Genomic DNA, 20,154 nt, shown 5'->3' on the forward strand with positions numbered 1-20,154 from the left:
CCCATTATATCAATCGTCATATGCACCGCAACAGCATGTTACTATAAATGTATAGCGTAAAACTAAAGGAGTGATTACATGTGTCTGATACTATTCCAAAAGAATCAACATCCCGAATATAAACTTGTAATTGGTGCAAACCGCGACGAAGCATATGACCGTCCGACTGCTCCCGCTCACTTTTGGGAAGAACACCCCGATATTCTGGCCGGACGTGATCTTTCAAAATGCGGAACGTGGCTCGGCATTACAAAATCCGGCCGAATAGCTGCAGTCACCAACATCAGATCTAACGAAGAACAAGGAGAGAAAAAGTCGAGGGGAGACCTCATCCGTAACTTCCTCGTCCAGGATACTTCTCCAAAATCCTACTTAAAAGCACTGGAACGTGATAAGCATGCCTATGCTGGATTCAATCTTCTGGTGGGAAACCCAGATGAATTGTTCTACCTTAATAATGACGAGAGTCCAATTGTACAGGTGACAGATGGAGTACATGGGCTTAGCAACCATCATCTTGATACGCCCTGGCCGAAAGTCGTAAATGGCACTAAAGGCTTGAACTCCCATCTGGACGCGACACATCAAGCTGATCCGGAGGTCATTTTCGAGCTATTGGCAAATGAGGACAAAGCAGTTGAGAATCTGCCTGCTACGGGACTTCCCGAAGAGTTGGAACGCAGCCTATCCCCTGCCTTCATAGATATAGGGAATTACGGGACACGCTCTTCCACCGTGCTCCTTGTCGATCACGACGATAAGGTGACCTTCATTGAGCGTACTTTTAAAAACAGAAGACAGATTGATGAATCCCGCTTCCAATTTGATATCAGACGATAGTCGGATAATTGGACTCTTAATTGACCTCCCCTATTTTTTGCCGTATTATTGAAATATAGATTGGGCAGCCAACATGATCACAGTTAGACATTGATTTTTATATTTTGAATCTTGATTCATATTTTTTACGCTATGCAGCGAACGAATCTTATATAGAGTAAGGAGGGATACCAATGGCTTATGTAATCCTTCAACCATGTATGGAAGAGAAGTCCGGAGAGTGTGTAGATGTCTGTCCAGTCGATTGCATCGAGGAAGGTGAGGATCAGTTCTATATTGATCCAGATATCTGCATCGACTGCGGAGCATGTGTAGCAGTCTGCCCCGTCGACGCGATAGTAGAGGAGTATGAAATGACTCCTGAAGAGGAACCATTCCTTGAAAAAGCAGAGAAATTCTTTGCAAGCAAATAATTACACAATGTTTTGGAATGCTCCAAAACCAAAAAGATTCCTTTGAAAAACTTCAAAGGAATCTTTTTTATATAAATATTTTAACCTTTCACTACTTCCTGACCCCGAACATTAAAGGTGACTGCAAACAGGATGATTGCGAGTATACATGAATCTATCGGTAGAAAAATAATTCTCGATTCATTTAGGGAATCCGTGTCTCAATATAGTTTTCTTGCAGTGTTTTTGGTGGTCTTCATCTTAACTTTTTCAGCCGTCTCATAATTTTTGATGGCCAATCCTGTACATATGAGGTCAATCAGAAATAACTGAGTGATCTTTGAGGTCAATGAACCGCTTTCCAATGGGCTTTCCTTAGATGAAGAGAGCAGGACGATATCTGCGTGTCGCGTTAAAGGTGATTTTACATAATTCGTAAGCGCTATAACTTTAGCTCCATTTTCTTTTGCTATAGCCGAGCTATCAACTATATCTTTTGTACTCCCCGTTAAACTGATTGCAATTACTACAGTCTCATCATTCATGGAAGATGCACGCATAAATTGGAAATGCGGATCTGTAACACAATCCACATGCTTTCCTATCCGCATCAACCGCGTCTGCATATCTTGGGCGGCTATCCCTGAAGAGCCTACACCGAATATCACCACATCGGAATTCTGATGAATTATCTCTATACAATCCTCCAACAATTCATGATCGATTATGTCATAGGAGTCTTCAATTGCCTGGATTGTATTATGCTTTATTTTCTCGACGTAAGTCTCACACTCTTCATAATCGGATTTAGTTGATACTTCCTGGGCAAATAAAAACTTGAAGTCCTGAAACCCCTTAAAGCCTAATTTACGGAAGAACCTTAGCACCGTCGCTTCAGCTACTCCACTTGCCTCTGACAATTCAGTCAGCGAATGATAAAGTACTTCTTCACTGTTATTCATGATATAGTGATGAATTTTGCATTCAGATTTTGTAAAGCTTTGTTTGTTCTGCTCCATGACAATCGATGGTTTGCCAATAATCTTATGTCGTTTCTCCAACATGTTTCACTACTTTCTAATATGTTTGGAATCGAAGAAATGTTTCGCGGCACCTATTAGATTTGCATCATTGCCATGCTCTGCTGCAACTATTTCCAGTCGCCTTCTATGATTAGGCATGATTTTAGGCTCCACTGACTTGATGATCTGTTGTATCAGCAAGTCTCCTTGTTCTGAAATTCCTCCTCCAACCACGATAAGTGAAGGATTCAATACATGTACTGTTGACTGCAGACCTGTGGCCAAATCCTCTACCCATTTATGGAATACTTCAAGGGACCCAATATCACTCTCTCTCACTTTTTCAAAAAAGTGTCTTAGATCAGTTTCTTCTTTAAACAATTCATCCACCGATCTTTGAAGAGCTGAGGTTGATGCATATTGTTCATAACATCCTGAGTTACCACAAGTGCATGGCCGCCCCCCCGGATACAGAGACATATGCCCTATTTCCCCTGCTCCAAACGTGTCACCTGTATATAAAGAGCCATTCAAGAAGAGGGCACCACCTATGCCTGTACCCAACGTCAGGCATAGGAAATCATTTGAATCACGTGCCGCGCCCTTCCAGTATTCACCGAGAGCCGTGCAGTTCACATCATTCTCCACTTCAGCCGGAAGTCCCGTCTCTCTTTCAATCATACTTTTGATTTCCAGTCCGGTGTAATTGGGGATGTTGTCTGTGGCATGAACTACCATTCCCTCATGAGAATCAATCTGTCCTGCTGTACTGACAGCTACCCCTTCTATTTGCCAATCTTTTTCAAGTAATCCAATCTGTTGGATTATCTTACGGATGATCCGTTCGCCACCTATATGAATATCTGAAGGGAAAGAACTTTTGAATAAGATTTTACCCTCTTGGTCGACAATGCCAAATTTTATGGAGGTGCCTCCTATATCAAATGCAGTAATCATAAAATATACTCCTTTCAATAAAATATAAAGGGAAATCTTTTCAGATTTCCCTCTCCATCTATGGACTCAATAAATTTGGCAAAAATAGAACTATTTCTGGGAATATTGTAATAATCAGCAATGTTATAAATAGAGGTATCCAGAATGGTATTACACCTTTAGTAATGGTATGAATAGGAATATCTCCTACTTTTGAAACAACGAACAACGCCATTCCCATAGGTGGTGTCAATATACCAATCATCAGGTTAAGGATTACAATGATTCCAAAGTGTACTGGATCCACACCCGCTGCCATAACTACCGGCACCAAGATCGGAATCAGTAGGATAAGTAAAGCTAATGATTCGATGAATGTGCCCAAAAGTATCAGCAAGAGGTTGATCAGCAGCAATAATATTATTGGATTGTCCGTAACGTTGATGAAGAAATCAGCTATTTTCATAGCCACACGTTCGTGTGCAATCATCTGTCCAAAAAACTCTACTGCTATAATCATAAGAATTGCGACACCTGTTAACTTTAGCGAATCCACAACATTATTGAAGAACTTTTTAATTGTAAGCTCTTTGTATAGGAAAAAGCCAAGTATCATGGCGTAGACTGTCGCAATCACCGCTGCTTCTGTAGCCGTAAACATCCCGGAAAATATGCCACCAATAATGATGACTGGTGTCAATAATGCCCAGAAAGCTTCCTTGAAACTGACAGCCCGCTGTTTAATAGTTGCTTTTTCTTCTTTCGGGAAGCCGCGCTTCTTTGCGAATACATACGCAACTACCATCAATGAAACTGCCATCAAAACGCCTGGGACTACGCCTGCTAAAAAGAGTTTTGCAATGGATTGGTCCGAGACTACACCATAAATAATCAATGGAATACTCGGTGGAATGATTGGACCGATGATTGCAGATGCTGCGGTCAATCCACCCGCGTAATCATCATCATACTTCCCATCACGCATTGATTTTATCTCCAGTTGACCAAGGCCGCCTGCATCAGCCAATGCTGAACCTGACATCCCTGAAAACATTAGACTTGCCATTATGTTCACATGACCGAGCCCTCCAGTGAAATGACCGACCAGTGACTTGGCGAAGCTGAATATGCGCTCAGTAATGCCTGATGAGTTCATCAGTGTGCCTGTCAAGATGAAAAACGGAACTGCAAGAAGTGAAAATACATCGAGGCTCTCCACTAACTTTGCACCGGTAAAGAATACGAGGCTCCAATCGTTTGTTATGAAGTAGGCAAAAGCGGCAAGTAGTAATGTAAAACCTACCGGCATACCGAGGAGCAGAAACACTACCCAGAGGAGCAAAACAAATAATACATCCACTTATTTTGCCCCCTTTCTTTTTCTGATATTCTTCACATTAACTTCAATCAATCTGTAGAGCATGAGAAGTGACAGCAATGGTAGAGCCATATACATATAAACGTATGAAATATTGAGTGAAACGATTTCGACTGGCACTTTACGCATACTCAATTCATAACCCACGTAAGCCATCAGTATCAAAATGATACCCATCAGGACTTGAAATGTATAATGTATTACAATCTGCACTTTTTCAGGCATCTTGTCGAAAAAGTATTCAATTCTTACATGCCCTTCATTCTTAATTTCAGAGGAGATGGCAAGGTATCCCACATATACAAATAGAAATCTTGCGAGTTGCTCAGACCAGGTATTTGGATCATCCAATATTTGTCTCGAAAATATTTGGAGCCCCAACACTATGAGGATCACAATGAATAGTGATCCTCCGATAATTTCTTCTAGATTATTAAAGAACTTTTTCATATACATTCCCCTAGAGTAGCTTCAAAATTAACGTACTTCGTCAATCTGTTCTAAAATAGCATCTCCATCTTCAACATCTTCCAAGTACTTAGGATATGCTTCCTCAACCGCTTCTTTGAATGGTCCAAGGTCTGGTTCTGTTACTGTAACGCCCTCGTCTTCGAATTTAGAGATCAAATCCGCTTCTTCCTGCTCGAAAAGTGAAGTATGCTCTTCTACAGCCATATCAATACCTTCTTGTAGAATATTCTGCAGATCTTTAGGCAGCTTTTCCCAAGTGTCATTGCTTACTACATAGTTCGCATCGTTCACTACGTGGTTCGTCATAGCGAGATAGTCTTGTACTTCATAAAATTTTTGTGCATCGATTGTAGACAATGGATTCTCCTGGCCATCAACTGAATTAGTCTGAAGTGCCATATAAACTTCTGTGAATGCCATAGGGGTAGGCGCAGCACCTGTGTATTTAGCATAGTCCAATAGATTGTCTGCTTCAGGAACCCTCAACTTCAAATTTTCCATATCTGCCAATTCATTGATTTCCTTATTAGCAGTAGTTTGTCTTGTTCCGTTATACGCTGTTCCTGCAATCTTCCAATTATGTTCTTCAACCAATTCTTTACGCAGATCTTCACCATATTCCGTTTCAGTTACTACTTTCTTGAGATGATCAAAATCATCCACGATGTAAGGCAAGCCCATCAGTTCTGCACGTGGTACCCAGATGCCAAAGCGTCCTGTTTCGGCAAAAGTAATATCCAGGCTATTTTCCCTCACTTGTTCGAGCATTGCACGGTCATCTCCGAGCTGAGAATCTGGATAGAGATTTATCGTCAATTGTCCATCACTTTCTTTTTCGACATAATCTGCCAGTTTTTCAGCAGCTTTGTATTCATTCTGGACTGTGCCTGCTACCATACCGAACTTCAATTCATAGCTTTCTGTTGCTTCACTACCGGATTCTGATTCTGAAGAATCGGCTTCCCCTTCGTTGGAACATGCTCCTAACACTAGTATCAACATGAACAATGAAACCATACTAAGTAATTTTTTTGACATTCTAAAGTCCCCCATATCCTTTTATTATTTGTTTTCAAAATACTTTTTTTGGATTTCTGCAGCAAACTTAATCTGTGATTCAGTAGCTGATTTCATAGGTTTTCTGCATACCCCTGCATCGACACCTCTGACTTTCAGAACTTCTTTTATCGTCTGATACAAACCATTTGATAAAACATCGGAAATCATATCATTCGTTTCTTTCTGAAGCTTCCTCGCCTTCTCCAAATCACCCTTTTGAGCGGATTCGAATATCTCCCTTGCTTTCACTCCGTTGAGATTGAATGTACTTCCTATTGCGCCATCTATCCCCAATACGCTTGCTGGAAGAAGCATTTCATCAAAGCCTGAATAAATCAGCTTTTCAGGGAAGGCATGCCTCAACCTTTCCAATAGGAAGAAATCTGGGGCTGTGAATTTTACGCCTGTAATTTTTTCATTCTCAAAAAGTTCTCTGAACTGCTCTAGATTCATATTCACGCCCGTCAAGGCTGGTATAGAATAAACAATCATCTGATTATCGACTTCTTCCAGGATGGCATTGTAATAATCCTTTATTTCTTCGAAATCAAACTTATAGTAGAACGGTGTCACAGCTGATAATGCATCATATCCCAATTCTGTAGTGAATTTTGCAAGTTCGATGGATTCTTCTAAATTCAAGGAACCAACTTGTGCGATCAGCTTCACTTCCTGACCTGCTTCATCCTTCACTATTTCAAAAACTTTCTTTTTTTGCGGCGTAGATAATAGGAAGTTCTCACCTGTACTCCCATTCACATATAATCCATCAACTTTTGAGTGATCGATGTTATACCGTACTATTTCTCTCAGACCTTTTTCATTGATCTGGCCCTGCTCATCAAAAGCGCCTATAAGCGCTGTAAAAATGCCCTTCATAAATAAGTCCTCCATCATAATTCATATACTCGTTCATTTATTTTTAATTCCTGCTACAAACTTTTGGGTTATTATCTGAGGTCTTGTGATTGCACTTCCCACTACGACTGAATGTGCGCCTAGATCAAGTGCCTTCTGAACTTTTTCTACAGAATCGTAATTTCCTTCGGCAATGACAGGTTTTTTGGTCCTTTTCAATATTTCATCTAACACTTCAAGCGGCTTATCCTCTTTTGTATAAGATGTATATCCAACAAGTGTGGTGGCGATGATGTCCACACCTTCCCTTTCAGCCATCAATGCTTCTTCTACAGTAGAAACGTCAGCCATGAATAGCTGATCAGGGAATTTATGTTTTACTTCCCTGAAAAATTCCGGGAAGGATTTTCCATCCGGACGCTCCCTCTCTGTTGCATCAAAAGCAATAATCTCACACCCTGCTTCTTGGAGTGCTGAGACTTCCTTGATTGTAGGTGTAATGAAGACATCGTTCCCCGGGTGTTCATTCTTTATGATACCGATGATGGGGAGTGATACATTATTTTTGATTTCTTTAATGTCTTCAACTGTATTGGCGCGGATGCCCGATGCTCCACCCTCCAAGGCCGCCAAAGCCATTCTTCCCATGATGAATGAACTGTGCAAAGGTTCCTCTTCTAAAGCTTGGCAGGACACTATCAGATTCGCTCTGATTTTGTCCATTACTTCCATAAGATTTCCTCCTTTCGTAAAATGTCACTTGCTTGATAACCATAAAGCGCTTTCATTAGTTTCAATATACTGTAATTATACTTAGTTGTCAATTTAAATTTATTTTTGATTGCCAATGATCATTTAATGTTTTACGCCTTCTCCATCTAAAATCAATTTCATACTCTCTCTAGTAGATACAGTATTGCCTTCATTGTGAATTATCATACAGTCGTATTCTTTACTAAATTTTATCCTTCGTAGGCTACTCTCTAATTCATGTGAGTCAACATATTGATCTAATCAAAACAATCTGCCCAACAAAAAAGTAGTGCCACAGGAACTGTAGCACTACTTTTAATATATCTAATAACAAAGATTCAATTTCAAATACTTAGCCTTTTACTACTTCCTGGCCACGGACATTCCAGGTAACCGCAAATAGGATGATTGCAAGTATACATGAGCCTGTCAGTAGAAGGAAGCCTGCATCCCAGCCGAAACCTTGCACGACATATCCCATAATTGCGTTAGCTGATACTGCGCCACCTATATAACCAAAGAATCCGGTAAGACCTGCTGCTGTTCCAGCAGCTTTCTTAGGTACAAAATCCAAGGCTTGCAAGCCAATCAGCATAACCGGTCCATATATCAGGAAACCTATTGCTATAAGTGCAAAGTTATCAATCAACGGATTTCCTGCTGGATTGAACCAATACACCAGTACGGCGACAAGCACCCCGACCATGAAAACCACACCTGCTGGCCCACGTCGTCCCTTAAAGACTTTATCTGAGATGTACCCACACAACAATGTGCCTGGGATACCAGCCCATTCATAAAGGAAATATGCAATACCTGATTCGTTCATGCTAAAGCCTTTCTCTTCACTCAAATAAGTCGGTGCCCAATCAAGGACCCCGTAGCGGACAAAGTAGACAAATATATTGGCAATCGCAATTGCCCATACCCACTTATTGTTCAAAACGTATTTAAATAGAATTTCTTTTGTTGTCAGTTCTGTCTCAAATGTCTTCTTTGATTTGTTCGGATAGTCATCCCGATGTTCTTCAATCGGTGGCAATCCCATGGATTGTGGGGTATCTCGGATTAACGCAAATGCCGCAACCGCTATGACAATTGCAACAAGGGCAGGCAAAATGAAAACACCTTCGTATCCTGCATACGAGGCACCAAAATAAGTGGAGACGATTGCTACCCCGCCAATTGCAAGGGGGGCCATCAATCCGCCTCCGACATTGTGTGCAACGTTCCAGATAGCCGTCTTACCGCCCCTCTCACTTACGCTGAACCAATGGACGAGCACCCGACCCGATGGTGGCCACCCCATCCCCTGTACCCATCCGTTCAGGAAAAGGAGGATGAACATGATGGTAACTGTTGAAGTGAAAAAGGGTACGAAGCCCATCAATAAGTTTATGATCGCAGATAATATCAACCCTGTAGCCAGGAAGACTCTGGCATTACTTCGGTCTGATATGGTGGCCATCACAAACTTACTTATTCCATAAGCGATGGAAATCGCGGAGAGTGCCAATCCAAGTTCTCCTTTTGTAAACCCTTCTTCAGTCAAATAAGGGATAGCGAGCGAAAAGTTTTTTCTTATTAAATAATAAGCTGCATATCCTATGAATATCCCCATAAAAACTTGAAATCTCAGCTTTTTGTAATCTGAATTCACCTGATCTTCGGGAAGCCTTTCCTTAGCTTTAGGTGGTTTGAAGAAATTCCTCATATTCTCTCCTCTTTTCTAATATGGTTTTAAACAAACTACAATTAAAGCATAAAAAAAGCACACTAAAATCCATATTCGTCTTCTAAAAGACGAATGATGGCAGCGTGGTCTCTAAATCCGCTTTTTTTAACTTGTGAGACAATAATAATCCAACTTTCCAATTATGTCAACGCTTTCATAAACATTTACATGATTTTCACATGTTACTGTAATAACGACAGATCATGGTAAAATTGCTTCACATCTACTATTACTTCTCAGGCTGCAGAATGGTCCTCTGCAATATACCAGGTCCCATGGAAACATTGCGCTCCACTAAAGTATAACGCTTGCCATCCACTATAAATGTGGTACCCCCTTGGTAACTGGCTTCTCGTCCCTCTTTCTTGAGTTCTGAAAGTACGGCTTTTACATACGCATCATGATCGGTGTAGCGCTCTTCAAAATCGAATACTATATTTTCCTTTTTGTATCCCATCAGTTTATTGAAACCAAAAAGCCCCAGGGCAAAAACTGCCACAACCATTATCACTTGCATAAAATCCCATCCTTTGTCGTCTTCTAAAACCAATTATATCAAAACGTAGCTCTGATTGAATGTCTATAATCTAAATATTCGCTAATTAACTAGATTTGAAATGATGAACATAAAAAAACCTGCGATCAGCAGGCTTTAACTTTACATAGCTTCCTTGATGCCTCTTTTAACCAGCCACCAGTTGACCGGATAACTTGTCAGGAACCCTAGGATCATGGCAATCTGCATCATGAACCAATATGCTCCTTCATTAGGTTCCGGAGGTGTTGAGAAGATGACTAGGTTGACAAGTGCCATCCAACCAAACATACCGACTTCAAAGGCGATCAGTGACAATGTGTCTGCTTTGATGGCAGATTTGAAGGCCCTCTTCACCCCGGCCTTCTTGTTCATTGGATAGATTGCATAAAACTGGAAAAGTATACCAAAGATATAGGCTAGGATGAACTGCGCTGTAAAATGGGCATATAAAGTCGATCCAGCTATCGTCAATGCCCCCAACGTAACGATGGGCACCCCGAGTGCATCCCCGAGCGTACATCCTGCGGAACAATGGCTTGTAGATACGAAGACTTTTGCGCCATTGCCCCTGCTGTCCTCGAGGTCCAGGTTTTTGGCATTTATGCGTCCCCATTTAAAATATGTCCATAAGGCTATAGGACCGAAGAACCACCCGTTGATCGGCCAAACGATATTCATGATCGTCATATGCTGAGGATGCCTGAATACATCCACTATAATGATTATTGAAGAGATTGCTCCGATTCCGAGGGCAATCCATGAAATGATGCTGAGCATTTAAACCACCTCATACATTAAAAAGTAATTTATACCGGCATAACTCCATCTTTCAGGCAGTCATACAAGATACCTTAAGTAAACGATCAGGATGATGAAAATCCATACCAGATCGACGAAGTGCCAGTAATAGGAAAAAATCTTGAATTTTTCGTAGTAGAGTGTTTTCGGGAACTGAGGGAGAAATCTTTGTATAAACAAGATACCCATCCAGAAACAACCGAACAGCACATGTGCGGCATGCAGCCCGACCAGTACATAATACGAGCTCAAGAAGGAACTCGTTGATGTCGTGTACCCTTCTGAAACGAAATGGCTGAACTCTGATATTTCAAATACCATAAAGATGACCGCGAATAGGAACGTGACACCCAACCAGACCAGCATACTCTTCTTTTTATCTGAAGATAACGCCTTCTCGGAAAAAAAGAGCGTACCACTGCTTGAGAGTAGGAAGATGGATGACAATGTCACTGTCATTGCATCGAATACCTCGGATGGATGGGGCCCTTCGGAAGAAGGCGTGAAAATGAAGTACGTCACAAAAAGTGTCAGGAACATCAATGCTTCAACACCTAAGTATATGAAGAAGCCAATCTGCTTATCGCGGAATAGTTCCGCTTCATTAACATTCATCTCCATCAGGAAGCCTCCCCCTTTCCATAGTGATCCTTTTTTTCATCCGTAAATGAACGGACGATGAAGAGCGCGAATAACCCTGCTGCAAAAATCGCTGAGGCGATGAACCATTGGTAGATCATACAGAAAGTGAGTCCGGCTAATGAAAGAGCCATCAGCACAGGTAGGATGGAATCCTTGGCGATGGGTGCACTTCTGTGGTCCGTAGTGGTCTTCATTGGCCGCTCCTCTTTTTTTGCTATCCAAAGCGGATCCAGCCCTTCGACCACAGGCATCGGATCGAATGTCTCTTCCGGCGAAGGGGATGGGACGGTCCATTCCAATGTCCTGCCGTTCCAAGGATCGTCTGACACTGGTTCATTTTCACGATGTGTCTTGAAAATATTCCACAAGAAGAATAATATGCCGGCTCCCATCAAGAAGGCGCCTATTGTGCTCATGAAGTTCGTTACAGCCAGTCCATCTCCAGGATCATAAGTGAACACTCGCCTTGGCATGCCGTTTAGACCGGTAATATGCATCGGGAAAAATGTGAGATGATACCCGATCAAAAAGAGCCAGAAATGCCACTTACCTAAAGTTTCATCCAGTCTTAGACCCATTATCTTTGGATAGTAGTAATAGATTCCGGCAAATATCCCAAGTATCGTCGATGCGAGAATAACGTAGTGGAAATGCGCCACGACGAACTGCGAATCGTGGAACTGGAAATCTGCAGCGGATACCGATAGCATGACACCTGTAACGCCGCCCATCACAAATGATGGGATGAATCCCAAGGAGAAAAGCATCGGCACAGTGAATCTGATAAGACCCCCCTGTAATGTGAACAGCCAGTTGAATATCTTGATGCCGGTCGGTACGGCAATCGTCATCGTCGTAATCGCAAAGAAAGTATTAAGTAACGGCCCGAGCCCCACCGTCAGCATATGGTGGGCCCAGACGGTAAAGGACAGGAAGCCGATCAGGACGATCGAGAATACCATGGATGAATAGCCGAATATCCTTTTTCCTGCGAATGTAGGGATGATATCTGAAAATATTCCGAAGGCCGGCAAAGCGAGGATATATACTTCAGGGTGACCGAAAATCCAGAATAGATGCTGCCAATAGACCGGGTCGCCATCTGGACCAGAGAAAAATTTCGTACCGAACATACGATCGAACATCAGCAGGTAAAGGGCGATTGCCAACACTGTAAACGCCAGCAGAATCATTATTGCGGTCACAAATGTCGCCCAGGTAAAGAGCGGCATCCTGAACCACTTCATGCCCGGTGCCCGGTGTCTGATGATTGTCACTATCAGGTTCAGTGCCGTAAATATTGTGCCGAGACCTGACACTTGGACCCCAAAGACGTAGTAGTCACTATTGACGTCAGGAGTGAATATGGAGGTGGAGAGTGGCGCATAACCAGTCCAACCGATCCCTGGTGCACTGTTTAGGAAGAAAGAGAAATTGAATATCATTGCACCTGCAAAAAACAGCCAGAAGCCTACAGCATTAAGAAAGGGAAATGCGAGATCCCTTGCACCGATCTGAAGTGGCACGACGACGTTCATCAGCCCAAGCAGCATCGGCATAGCCGCAAAGAATATCATTATCGTACCGTGGGTCGTGAACAACTGGTCATACTTTTCAAACTGGAACAACCAGAACTCGTTGTTTGGCACAGCGAGCTGCAGCCTTATCAAGAGAGCGTCCAGTCCAGCACGTATAAAGAATAGAAATCCAAATAATATGTAGAGTGTACCGATTTTACGGTGGTTGGTCGTCCTGAGATAATCCCACATAAGGGGGAATTTGTTAGTCTTGACTACATAGAATGTTATAACACCGCCCAATATCACAGCGGATATCCAGGCTGCAATGACATCGGATGGTGCAGATACAGAAAATCCGGATATAGATATCTTCATAATCCAAACTCCCCCTCTACTTAAGATTGTTTATATAAGTGCTATAGTCTTCTTTACTTATCACTTTGACGGAAAAAGTCATATTCGTATGTTGGACACCGCAAAACTCGGCACATTTCCCCTCATATTCTCCGCGCTCGACGTCCCGTATGATGTAAGTCAGTTCTTTATTTGGGAAAACATCTACCTTCCCCGCCAATTCCGGTATCCAGAATGAATGGATGAGATCCTCGGAATGGAGATTGAACTCGATATCCTCATCCTCAGGCAGGACGAGCTCATCTTTCACTTCAGCGCCATTTCCATGCTTGAATTCCCACTCGAATTGTCTTCCCGTCACTTCAATTTTAGTGGTCCCATCTTCCGGGGTCTGGGAGGCTGTAGTATCTGGCGATTGCTCCATCGTAATCCTTACAGTCGGTACCGCAAGAATGATCAGCAGGATGACGGGGATGATCGTATAGGTCAATTCAAGCTTGCGGTTACCGTCCACATCCACTGGCTTATAGTCCTTCCGCGCTTTGGAATAACGATATTTATAGACAAAATATGTAAAAAGAATGAAGACCACAACCAGTACTAGGGTCATGATGGCCAAACTGAGCCAAATCAGATACGCCTGGTCCTTCCCCGTGGAACTCTTCGGGTCTAAAACATTTATCCCGCTGCAGCCGCTCAACATCAGAGTAAAGCCCGATAAAATAAGTGAACCAAGCTTCTTCATAGTCGGACTCCTTTCTAACATGGTTTTATACTTACTATCCCACTCGGACTTGTCCTTCAAACATAATTCATGCTTTTTTCATGTTTTAATAATTTTGATGTCGTCTGCGGCTCAATGTTATCTGTTTTTCGAAAATAATTGGTGTTATAAATATAAAAATCCGGATGATGAATGCCTTGTCCAAGCACTCCGTCATCCGGATGGAAATCAAATTGTAGTACGTTCCGCATCGAAATTTTTATGATGGTGCAGAACCGGAAGTCAATTAAAATCCAATCCATGCATTAAATACGCGAGAGATGATTGAATGTATGTCTCTGGCGACACATCTCGACCACTCCTCCTCCATTCGGCAGAAGCACCATACATGCTCCAGCTCAGCATGACTGCAGTCAATTTCACCCCTTCCTCATCCGACGCGCCACTCCGCTTAGCCAGCATTTTGAAGAAGATTACTTCAAGCTGCTCACGTATGATGCGTGCTATGGTCTCTTCGTAACCCCTATGGCACCGGTTGGCTAAAGATTGCTGAAAGTTTGTGATTGCTGTAAATATACGGATGAATGTATCTTCATCAAGTGCTTCTTCTTCATAGTTTGCATAGTCCAGATTCACAAGCAGCACTTCCGACAGCACCTTCTCCAGCAGATCATATATATCCTCAAAGTGATAGTAGAATGTCGCTCGGTTGATCATTGCTTCCGTGGCAATATCTTTCACGGTAATATCCTTAAAATCTTTCTGCTCTGAAAGCGTCATGAAAGAATCCATGATAAATTTGCGTGTGCGTTGAATACGAAGATCCACTTTTGGTTGAGTCAAATCGATATCCTCCCTATCGTCCAACATTATCGTCATTGTGTTGGATAACCGACATAATCGCTCATGTACTGGTTCCAAGTAACCTAATTATCTTATACAATTGATACATAAGCAAAATATACAGTCGTGACACTCACGCTCCGTTTGGAGACGTGAGCTTGATAACGATAATCTAGTTTGAAAGAGGAGAATGTCAAATGGATGACAATAAAAATATGATATGTGACCTGGAGACTGGCATATGTAAAGAAACAGAAGCTGAAGATACTGGGCTCATCGATTTCAGCCAGACTAAAAAGACGCTCGATGTCTACTATATAACAGACCCGATATGTTCCCATTGCTGGGCCCAGGAACCTGTCTTCCGCCGCTTCACCGAACAGTACGGCCACCATTTTAATTTTCATACTGTCATGGGTGGATTGCTTGAAAAGTGGCATGATGGCCCGATCGACCCTGCTAACGGCATATATAAACCAGCCGATGTTGCCGGACACTGGAGAGAAGTCGGCGTCCAGACACGCATGCCGATTGATGGCAATGTCATGATCCAAGACCCCGTCCAATCATCCTTCCCGGCTTCCCGCGTATTTAAAGTCATACAGCGTGATCATTCCGACAAAATGGCGACTGTCTATCTGCGCCGCGTCCGGGAGGCAGTTTTCGTCAATAACCGTAATATTTCCGATGCAGCTGTATTAGCTGATGTCATAGATGATATGGGACTTGATGGCAGCTCGATTGTATCGGAATCAGAAAAAACCGAGGCACATAATCTGCTGCAGGAAGACTTTGCACTCACCGCACAGTTGGGTGCCCGAGGATTCCCTACCATAATCATGATTAATGCGGATAATCAGGGCGTGAAGATTGTCGGTGGCCGTTCATTCGAATCCTATGTCGATGGCCTGGAACAGGTGATGGCCCCTGCAAGCCCTGAACCAAAGCAACAGCCAAACTTGTTGACTCTGCTCGAGAAGGAAACATTCCTATTCTCAAGGGAGATTGAAGAGATGTATGGACTTGCGAAAGAAGAAGTCCCCTCTTTCGTAGAATCATCCCTTAAAACCACACAGTATGAATCCCGTGAATTTTTGGGCGAGAACTATTTTACTCTGTCGAAGTAAGTGCATCTTGATGCAAGTTCTGATTATTTCATTGAAACTTAAAAAGGACACTCGTTTATAGCCACCTTGAATAATGCAACCCCGTCCCCATCCATCATCTGGACACCGTTATATAGTCTTAATGTCCTTGTAACAGTAAATCCTACGCTTTCGTGATAGAATACCGCCCAACAGATATTAAAGGAAATGAAGCACCCGCCTCAAACCAATTATTGCTGTATTTTCATGACTGTCGCCAATAATTTAAGGCAGATGGACAGTATGTTAAAAAGCATAGGGTGGGAAGGAAAATAAAGGGGAATCATTCCTGAGCGATATTAGACAAAGCGAGGTAGAGAACCAGTGGGGCGTAATTATATGATTGATTATGTGAAGGGGTTTGCAATATTTTTCGTTGTGGCCATCCACTCGAAAACAGTTCAAGGTACCCATATTGGAATGTTCAACGGTGATGACGCAAACTTCGTCATCAATATGTTTGCACGGTTTGCAGTGCCTTTCTTCTTTGTGGCGTCAGGATATTTATTTGTACAGAAATTAAATAGGATCACCCAAGAAAATGAAAATGGAAACCGACAAGCCCAATTTCATTATTTCAAGAAATATCTTGGTAAACTGATCAAACTATATGTGGCGTGGCTTGCTTTCTATTTCGTTTTTGAGCTTGGTGTAAAGTTTATTGAGAGAGGAAATAGTAGTGAGACACTCCTCGAGATGTTCATAAGCTCTATAAGCCATTTCAACCTGTGGAGTCTTATATACTTTGGGGAGGGCTCGCCTGGTTATCACTTATGGTTCCTGCCGGCCCTCATATATGCGGTGCTCCTGTTATTCTTATTTGCTCAAATGCGATTGATTATGGTCTTATTCGTAATCAGTATAGGATTGCATCTTTTCGGTCTGTTTGGTCAAGCTTACTCTTTCCTTTATGATGTCCCTTTTAATACGAGGGAAGGTATCTTTTTCGCCCTATTTTATGTAACATTCGGTGGAGTTGTTGCCAAGTACAGTTCATTCTTCAACTCATTCCTTTCAAAAATACCGACATGGTCTGTCGTTATTTCACTTATCATCCTTTCACTTATGCAAATACTGGAAGGTTTCATTACGTTACAGCTATACGAGGGAAAAGAAGAGAATTATTTTTTCTTCACTATTCCATTGGTCATGACACTATTCATGCTGGCCCTCAAACATCAGCAGATGGGGAAAAATTCTATTTTCACTAAAATTGGTGCCAATGCGGTGGGGATTTATGTATCCCATGTATTTATCATGGAGCTTATGCAGGTTCTCATACGCCGAATGGAGTTGACCATTGTGGAAGATTCACTTCTTTGGAAAGTGATGTTGACGCCCCTCGTACTTGTTATCGCCCTTGCCTTCTATAACCAATTACAGAATGGGAAGAAAGCTGTAAAGTCCATCTATCAGTAAGGGATCGGCATGATATATAAAACATGAAGACTATAAGCCTCTAAGATATTATATTTCCTGACCTCAATTCAATATACGTTTTTTCATATAGAAACACCTTCAAAATGATGCTCATCGCAACGTTTCGAAGGTGTTTTTTTATTGAAGATCATTTGCGTAATTTATTTAATTCACTACGGGTTTTTTCCGATAAAGAAGCTCCAATATCCATCAATTCAATCATATCCTTAAATGCCTGCTCGGGAATTGCGAGATCTTTTATTTTATCCTCAGTGAATTCTAGATCAATATCATCTTCACGCCCATTTGCTATTTTAGTGACAAATTCAGGTTCTGTGACAAATGGTGTGGAAGCACCTACCATATCGGCACACTCTATTGCTTCAAGTGCTTTATCAGGAGTGTTAATGCCGCCAGTTGCCATTACAGCTGTCCGTCCAGCAATATGGTCATAGACCACTTTATTCATCAATTCTCCTTCATATTCCCCTTGTCGGATGGTTTGCCTATAAATATTTTTACCCCAACTTGCTGTAGCCAGATAATGAATGTCGGCCGTCTCCATCGCACGGTCTATGAAATACAAAAACTCTTCGGCACTATAACCCACCTCGCTTCCACGCGTTTCTTCAGGAGTACCGCGGTAACCGAGGATAAATCCATCAGGTGCTTCTGCGTCAATCACTTGCTGTACAGCCTCGAGCACTTCAATCCCAAAGCGTATCCGGTTATCAAGAGTGTCAGCACCATATTCATCTTCACGCTTATTGGAGAACGTGGAGAGGAATGTCTGGATCAGCAACCGTTGTGCGCCTGAAATTTCAACCCCGTCAAAACCAGCTTTGATCGCCCGTCTCGTGGCATCAGCGTATTGTGTAATCACATGACTGATCTTTCGTCTGCTCATGGCTATCACGGTGTGTTCCACTGGACTATTCAATTTCATCTCACTCGGACCATAGACGACCCCGAAGTCTTTTAGTGATATCTTCGAGAAACGACCTGCATGTGTCAGTTGAATGACTGCTTTTGCCCCTTCTTTTTTCATAGCTTCTGCGACTTGCTTCAACCCTTCTATGCTGCGATCATCGTCAATGCTGAAGCCATATTCGAACAGTTGGGCGTATTCCTCTATGTAGGCTGCGCCAGTGATTGCTATCGGGGCAGAAGCGGCGCGTCTTTTCGCATAGGCGATGTCTTCTTCTGTCACATGCCCTTCTTTAGTTGATGAATTTGTGATCATTGGAGATAATGCAAAACGGTTGTCCAATACTACTCCGTTAGACAATCTGATCGGTTCAAACAGTGGTCTATACTTTCTGGTCATATTCATGGAATTATTCCTCGATTTCATAAAATTAAATTAATGGAGTTCCTGTTAAATTATCACTTGATACAAATATTGTCAATTTGATAAAAACTTAAAAATTGATATAATGAAGTCGGCATTAGAATCGCTCTCAAAAAGCTTTATATCTTTGTACATCAATACAGAAAGAGGGAAAAGTAATGAAGAAACGCAGCGACTTTTTATTTATCGAGAAAGAGGATCAGACGTATACATTAAGTATGACGCCTGAGTTGCAGGATGACATTGGTACGGTCGGTTTCGTGGAATTTACAATGGGGGACGAAATCAAAAAAGATGACACTATATTGAGTCTAGAAGCGTCCAAAACAGTACTCGAATTGGAATCGCCGATTGCTGGTAAGGTCGTTGAACACAACGATTCGTTAATAAGTGAACCTGCCCTCCTGAATTCCTCCAAACCTGAAGAAAATTGGATTGTTAAATTAAAAGATATAGACGAAGATGTGTTCAATCAGTTAGAAAACGCTTAGTGAAATCCATCTGCAGTAGGCAGACGGTGGATATCCATTAACGCCGTCTCCTATTGTAACGCATTCACGATAAGGAGAAGTATATGGAGCAGGAAGTGCGACTTGACTATTTGATCGATCATTTGATGCGTGAAAATGGCAGTACAAGTACTGATATTGAAGCATTTAAAACAGATACGTTCGAAGAGAAGCTTGAACTCTTTCAAGGTTTGTGTAATGTCAGAGATCCGAAACAGGTGAATAGTGAGTTCATTGAAATTCAAGACGCTTTTTTGACACAGTGGAATCGCGACCGGACTTTGACTACAATACACGACTTGACAGCTGTAGAGCCACAACTCTACATTTGGCAAGGTGATATCACCAGTTTAAAGGTAGATGCCATCGTCAATGCGGCCAACAGCAGATTTATCGGTTGCACCCAAGCGAATCATACATGTATTGACAACATCATCCACACACGGGCCGGGGTACAACTGCGCCTTGCTTGTGCCGATATAATCAAGTCTCAAGGTCGAAAAGAAGCGTCAGGCAAAGCAAAAATAACTGACGCATACAATCTGCCGGCGGATTTTGTCATCCACACGGTCGGACCTTTCATTGATGAACGTGGGGTTTCTCCGCTAAAAGAACGGTTGTTGGCTTCGTCTTACCGGTCATCACTTATCCTCGCAGATGAACATCACCTGTCTACTATTGCATTTTGCTGCATTTCGACAGGCGAATTTAATTTCCCAAATCAACGTGCTGCTGAAATTGCTGTGAAAACTGTCGAGAACTATCTAGAAGAAACGGAAAGTAAACTTAACGTCATCTTTAATGTTTTTAAAGATGAAGATTTTCGTATATATCAATCGCTCTTTGAGCAGTCAGAATAGGTGATCA

The 20,154-nt window shown here is 42.1% G+C and carries 21 protein-coding genes; 6 read left to right on the forward strand and 15 right to left on the reverse strand.

Annotation, left to right across the window (positions count from 1 at the left end):
- Positions 1-78: 78 nt before the first annotated feature.
- Positions 79-840, forward strand: a complete 762-nt coding sequence (locus ACZ43I_RS09595) for an NRDE family protein (protein ID WP_344704026.1) — start codon at positions 79-81, stop codon at positions 838-840.
- A 173-nt stretch (positions 841-1,013) separates the two neighbouring features.
- The gene (locus ACZ43I_RS09600) at positions 1,014-1,253 is read left to right on the forward strand and encodes an indolepyruvate ferredoxin oxidoreductase subunit alpha (RefSeq protein WP_344704028.1); all 240 of its coding nucleotides are present in this window, start codon (positions 1,014-1,016) and stop codon (positions 1,251-1,253) included.
- A 200-nt stretch (positions 1,254-1,453) separates the two neighbouring features.
- Here the strand turns inward: ACZ43I_RS09600 and ACZ43I_RS09605 are convergent, their stop codons facing one another.
- The 14 genes from ACZ43I_RS09605 to ACZ43I_RS09670 all read right to left on the reverse strand — a co-directional run bounded on the left by ACZ43I_RS09605 (position 1,454) and on the right by ACZ43I_RS09670 (position 14,863).
- Complete coding sequence (locus tag ACZ43I_RS09605) at positions 1,454-2,296, reverse strand: MurR/RpiR family transcriptional regulator (RefSeq protein WP_344704030.1); 843 nt, start codon at positions 2,294-2,296, stop codon at positions 1,454-1,456.
- Between the two features lie 6 nt (positions 2,297-2,302).
- On the reverse strand, positions 2,303-3,211 hold the full coding sequence (locus ACZ43I_RS09610; RefSeq protein WP_344704032.1) for an ROK family protein: 909 nt from the start codon (positions 3,209-3,211) through the stop codon (positions 2,303-2,305).
- 58 nt (positions 3,212-3,269) lie between these two features.
- Entirely contained in the window at positions 3,270-4,550 is a 1,281-nt protein-coding gene (locus ACZ43I_RS09615; RefSeq protein ID WP_344704034.1) for a TRAP transporter large permease, read from the reverse strand.
- The gene (locus ACZ43I_RS09620) at positions 4,551-5,018 is read right to left on the reverse strand and encodes a TRAP transporter small permease (RefSeq protein WP_344704036.1); all 468 of its coding nucleotides are present in this window, start codon (positions 5,016-5,018) and stop codon (positions 4,551-4,553) included.
- Positions 5,019-5,045: 27 nt separating this feature from the next.
- On the reverse strand, positions 5,046-6,077 hold the full coding sequence (locus tag ACZ43I_RS09625) for a sialic acid TRAP transporter substrate-binding protein SiaP (RefSeq protein WP_344704038.1): 1,032 nt from the start codon (positions 6,075-6,077) through the stop codon (positions 5,046-5,048).
- Between the two features lie 24 nt (positions 6,078-6,101).
- Positions 6,102-6,977: an N-acetylneuraminate lyase gene (locus tag ACZ43I_RS09630; protein ID WP_344704040.1), complete on the reverse strand. Its 876-nt coding sequence runs from the start codon at positions 6,975-6,977 to the stop codon at positions 6,102-6,104.
- A gap of 33 nt (positions 6,978-7,010) precedes the next feature.
- Positions 7,011-7,688 carry an N-acetylmannosamine-6-phosphate 2-epimerase gene (locus ACZ43I_RS09635; RefSeq protein WP_344704042.1) on the reverse strand — a complete coding sequence of 226 codons (678 nt, stop codon included), beginning with the start codon at positions 7,686-7,688 and terminating at the stop codon, positions 7,011-7,013.
- A gap of 373 nt (positions 7,689-8,061) precedes the next feature.
- The gene (gene glpT, locus ACZ43I_RS09640) at positions 8,062-9,423 is read right to left on the reverse strand and encodes a glycerol-3-phosphate transporter (RefSeq protein ID WP_344704043.1); all 1,362 of its coding nucleotides are present in this window, start codon (positions 9,421-9,423) and stop codon (positions 8,062-8,064) included.
- A 250-nt stretch (positions 9,424-9,673) separates the two neighbouring features.
- Positions 9,674-9,961, reverse strand: coding sequence for a hypothetical protein (locus ACZ43I_RS09645; RefSeq protein ID WP_344704045.1), 288 nt, complete (start codon positions 9,959-9,961; stop codon positions 9,674-9,676).
- 141 nt (positions 9,962-10,102) lie between these two features.
- The gene (locus ACZ43I_RS09650) at positions 10,103-10,759 is read right to left on the reverse strand and encodes a DUF4396 domain-containing protein (protein WP_344704047.1); all 657 of its coding nucleotides are present in this window, start codon (positions 10,757-10,759) and stop codon (positions 10,103-10,105) included.
- Between the two features lie 60 nt (positions 10,760-10,819).
- Complete coding sequence (locus ACZ43I_RS09655; RefSeq protein ID WP_344704049.1) at positions 10,820-11,401, reverse strand: cytochrome c oxidase subunit 3; 582 nt, start codon at positions 11,399-11,401, stop codon at positions 10,820-10,822.
- Positions 11,401-13,317, reverse strand: a complete 1,917-nt coding sequence (locus tag ACZ43I_RS09660; protein WP_344704051.1) for a cytochrome c oxidase subunit I — start codon at positions 13,315-13,317, stop codon at positions 11,401-11,403. Before ACZ43I_RS09660 ends, ACZ43I_RS09655 begins: the two co-directional genes overlap by 1 nt.
- Before the next feature lie 16 nt (positions 13,318-13,333).
- Entirely contained in the window at positions 13,334-14,041 is a 708-nt protein-coding gene (coxB, locus tag ACZ43I_RS09665; protein ID WP_344704053.1) for a cytochrome c oxidase subunit II, read from the reverse strand.
- A 261-nt stretch (positions 14,042-14,302) separates the two neighbouring features.
- Positions 14,303-14,863, reverse strand: coding sequence for a TetR/AcrR family transcriptional regulator (locus tag ACZ43I_RS09670; protein WP_344704055.1), 561 nt, complete (start codon positions 14,861-14,863; stop codon positions 14,303-14,305).
- Between the two features lie 197 nt (positions 14,864-15,060).
- On the opposite strand from ACZ43I_RS09670, the gene ACZ43I_RS09675 reads away from it, so the two are divergent.
- Positions 15,061-15,990, forward strand: coding sequence for a DsbA family protein (locus ACZ43I_RS09675; RefSeq protein ID WP_344704057.1), 930 nt, complete (start codon positions 15,061-15,063; stop codon positions 15,988-15,990).
- 357 nt (positions 15,991-16,347) lie between these two features.
- Positions 16,348-17,427, forward strand: a complete 1,080-nt coding sequence (locus ACZ43I_RS09680; protein WP_344704059.1) for an acyltransferase — start codon at positions 16,348-16,350, stop codon at positions 17,425-17,427.
- 148 nt (positions 17,428-17,575) lie between these two features.
- Here ACZ43I_RS09680 and ACZ43I_RS09685 read toward each other — a convergent pair whose 3' ends face one another.
- Positions 17,576-18,754 (reverse strand): NADH-dependent flavin oxidoreductase, encoded by a 1,179-nt coding sequence (locus ACZ43I_RS09685; protein WP_344704090.1) that lies wholly within the window; start codon positions 18,752-18,754, stop codon positions 17,576-17,578.
- Positions 18,755-18,936: 182 nt separating this feature from the next.
- Here ACZ43I_RS09685 and ACZ43I_RS09690 point away from each other — a divergent pair, with 182 nt between their 5' ends.
- Together ACZ43I_RS09690 and ACZ43I_RS09695 are read left to right on the forward strand one after the other, a co-directional pair.
- Positions 18,937-19,269 carry a glycine cleavage system H family protein gene (locus ACZ43I_RS09690; protein WP_344704061.1) on the forward strand — a complete coding sequence of 111 codons (333 nt, stop codon included), beginning with the start codon at positions 18,937-18,939 and terminating at the stop codon, positions 19,267-19,269.
- Between the two features lie 83 nt (positions 19,270-19,352).
- The gene (locus tag ACZ43I_RS09695; protein WP_344704063.1) at positions 19,353-20,147 is read left to right on the forward strand and encodes a protein-ADP-ribose hydrolase; all 795 of its coding nucleotides are present in this window, start codon (positions 19,353-19,355) and stop codon (positions 20,145-20,147) included.
- Positions 20,148-20,154 lie beyond the last annotated feature (7 nt).

The sequence above is a fragment of the Salinicoccus jeotgali genome (genome assembly GCF_055379195.1).

Bases quoted from the DNA above. Each gene is read 5' to 3' on its own strand.
- ACZ43I_RS09595 (WP_344704026.1), top strand. From the start codon at position 79: ATGTGTCTGATACTATTCCAAAAGAATCAACATCCCGAATATAAACTT.
- ACZ43I_RS09600 (WP_344704028.1), top strand. From the start codon at position 1,014: ATGGCTTATGTAATCCTTCAACCATGTATGGAAGAGAAGTCCGGAGAG.
- ACZ43I_RS09605 (WP_344704030.1), bottom strand. From the start codon at position 2,296: ATGTTGGAGAAACGACATAAGATTATTGGCAAACCATCGATTGTCATG.
- ACZ43I_RS09610 (WP_344704032.1), bottom strand. From the start codon at position 3,211: ATGATTACTGCATTTGATATAGGAGGCACCTCCATAAAATTTGGCATT.
- ACZ43I_RS09620 (WP_344704036.1), bottom strand. From the start codon at position 5,018: ATGAAAAAGTTCTTTAATAATCTAGAAGAAATTATCGGAGGATCACTA.
- ACZ43I_RS09625 (WP_344704038.1), bottom strand. From the start codon at position 6,077: ATGTCAAAAAAATTACTTAGTATGGTTTCATTGTTCATGTTGATACTA.
- ACZ43I_RS09630 (WP_344704040.1), bottom strand. From the start codon at position 6,977: ATGAAGGGCATTTTTACAGCGCTTATAGGCGCTTTTGATGAGCAGGGC.
- ACZ43I_RS09635 (WP_344704042.1), bottom strand. From the start codon at position 7,688: ATGGAAGTAATGGACAAAATCAGAGCGAATCTGATAGTGTCCTGCCAA.
- glpT (WP_344704043.1), bottom strand. From the start codon at position 9,423: ATGAGGAATTTCTTCAAACCACCTAAAGCTAAGGAAAGGCTTCCCGAA.
- ACZ43I_RS09645 (WP_344704045.1), bottom strand. From the start codon at position 9,961: ATGCAAGTGATAATGGTTGTGGCAGTTTTTGCCCTGGGGCTTTTTGGT.
- ACZ43I_RS09650 (WP_344704047.1), bottom strand. From the start codon at position 10,759: ATGCTCAGCATCATTTCATGGATTGCCCTCGGAATCGGAGCAATCTCT.
- ACZ43I_RS09655 (WP_344704049.1), bottom strand. From the start codon at position 11,401: ATGGAGATGAATGTTAATGAAGCGGAACTATTCCGCGATAAGCAGATT.
- ACZ43I_RS09660 (WP_344704051.1), bottom strand. From the start codon at position 13,317: ATGAAGATATCTATATCCGGATTTTCTGTATCTGCACCATCCGATGTC.
- coxB (WP_344704053.1), bottom strand. From the start codon at position 14,041: ATGAAGAAGCTTGGTTCACTTATTTTATCGGGCTTTACTCTGATGTTG.
- ACZ43I_RS09675 (WP_344704057.1), top strand. From the start codon at position 15,061: ATGGATGACAATAAAAATATGATATGTGACCTGGAGACTGGCATATGT.
- ACZ43I_RS09680 (WP_344704059.1), top strand. From the start codon at position 16,348: ATGATTGATTATGTGAAGGGGTTTGCAATATTTTTCGTTGTGGCCATC.
- ACZ43I_RS09685 (WP_344704090.1), bottom strand. From the start codon at position 18,754: ATGACCAGAAAGTATAGACCACTGTTTGAACCGATCAGATTGTCTAAC.
- ACZ43I_RS09690 (WP_344704061.1), top strand. From the start codon at position 18,937: ATGAAGAAACGCAGCGACTTTTTATTTATCGAGAAAGAGGATCAGACG.
- ACZ43I_RS09695 (WP_344704063.1), top strand. From the start codon at position 19,353: ATGGAGCAGGAAGTGCGACTTGACTATTTGATCGATCATTTGATGCGT.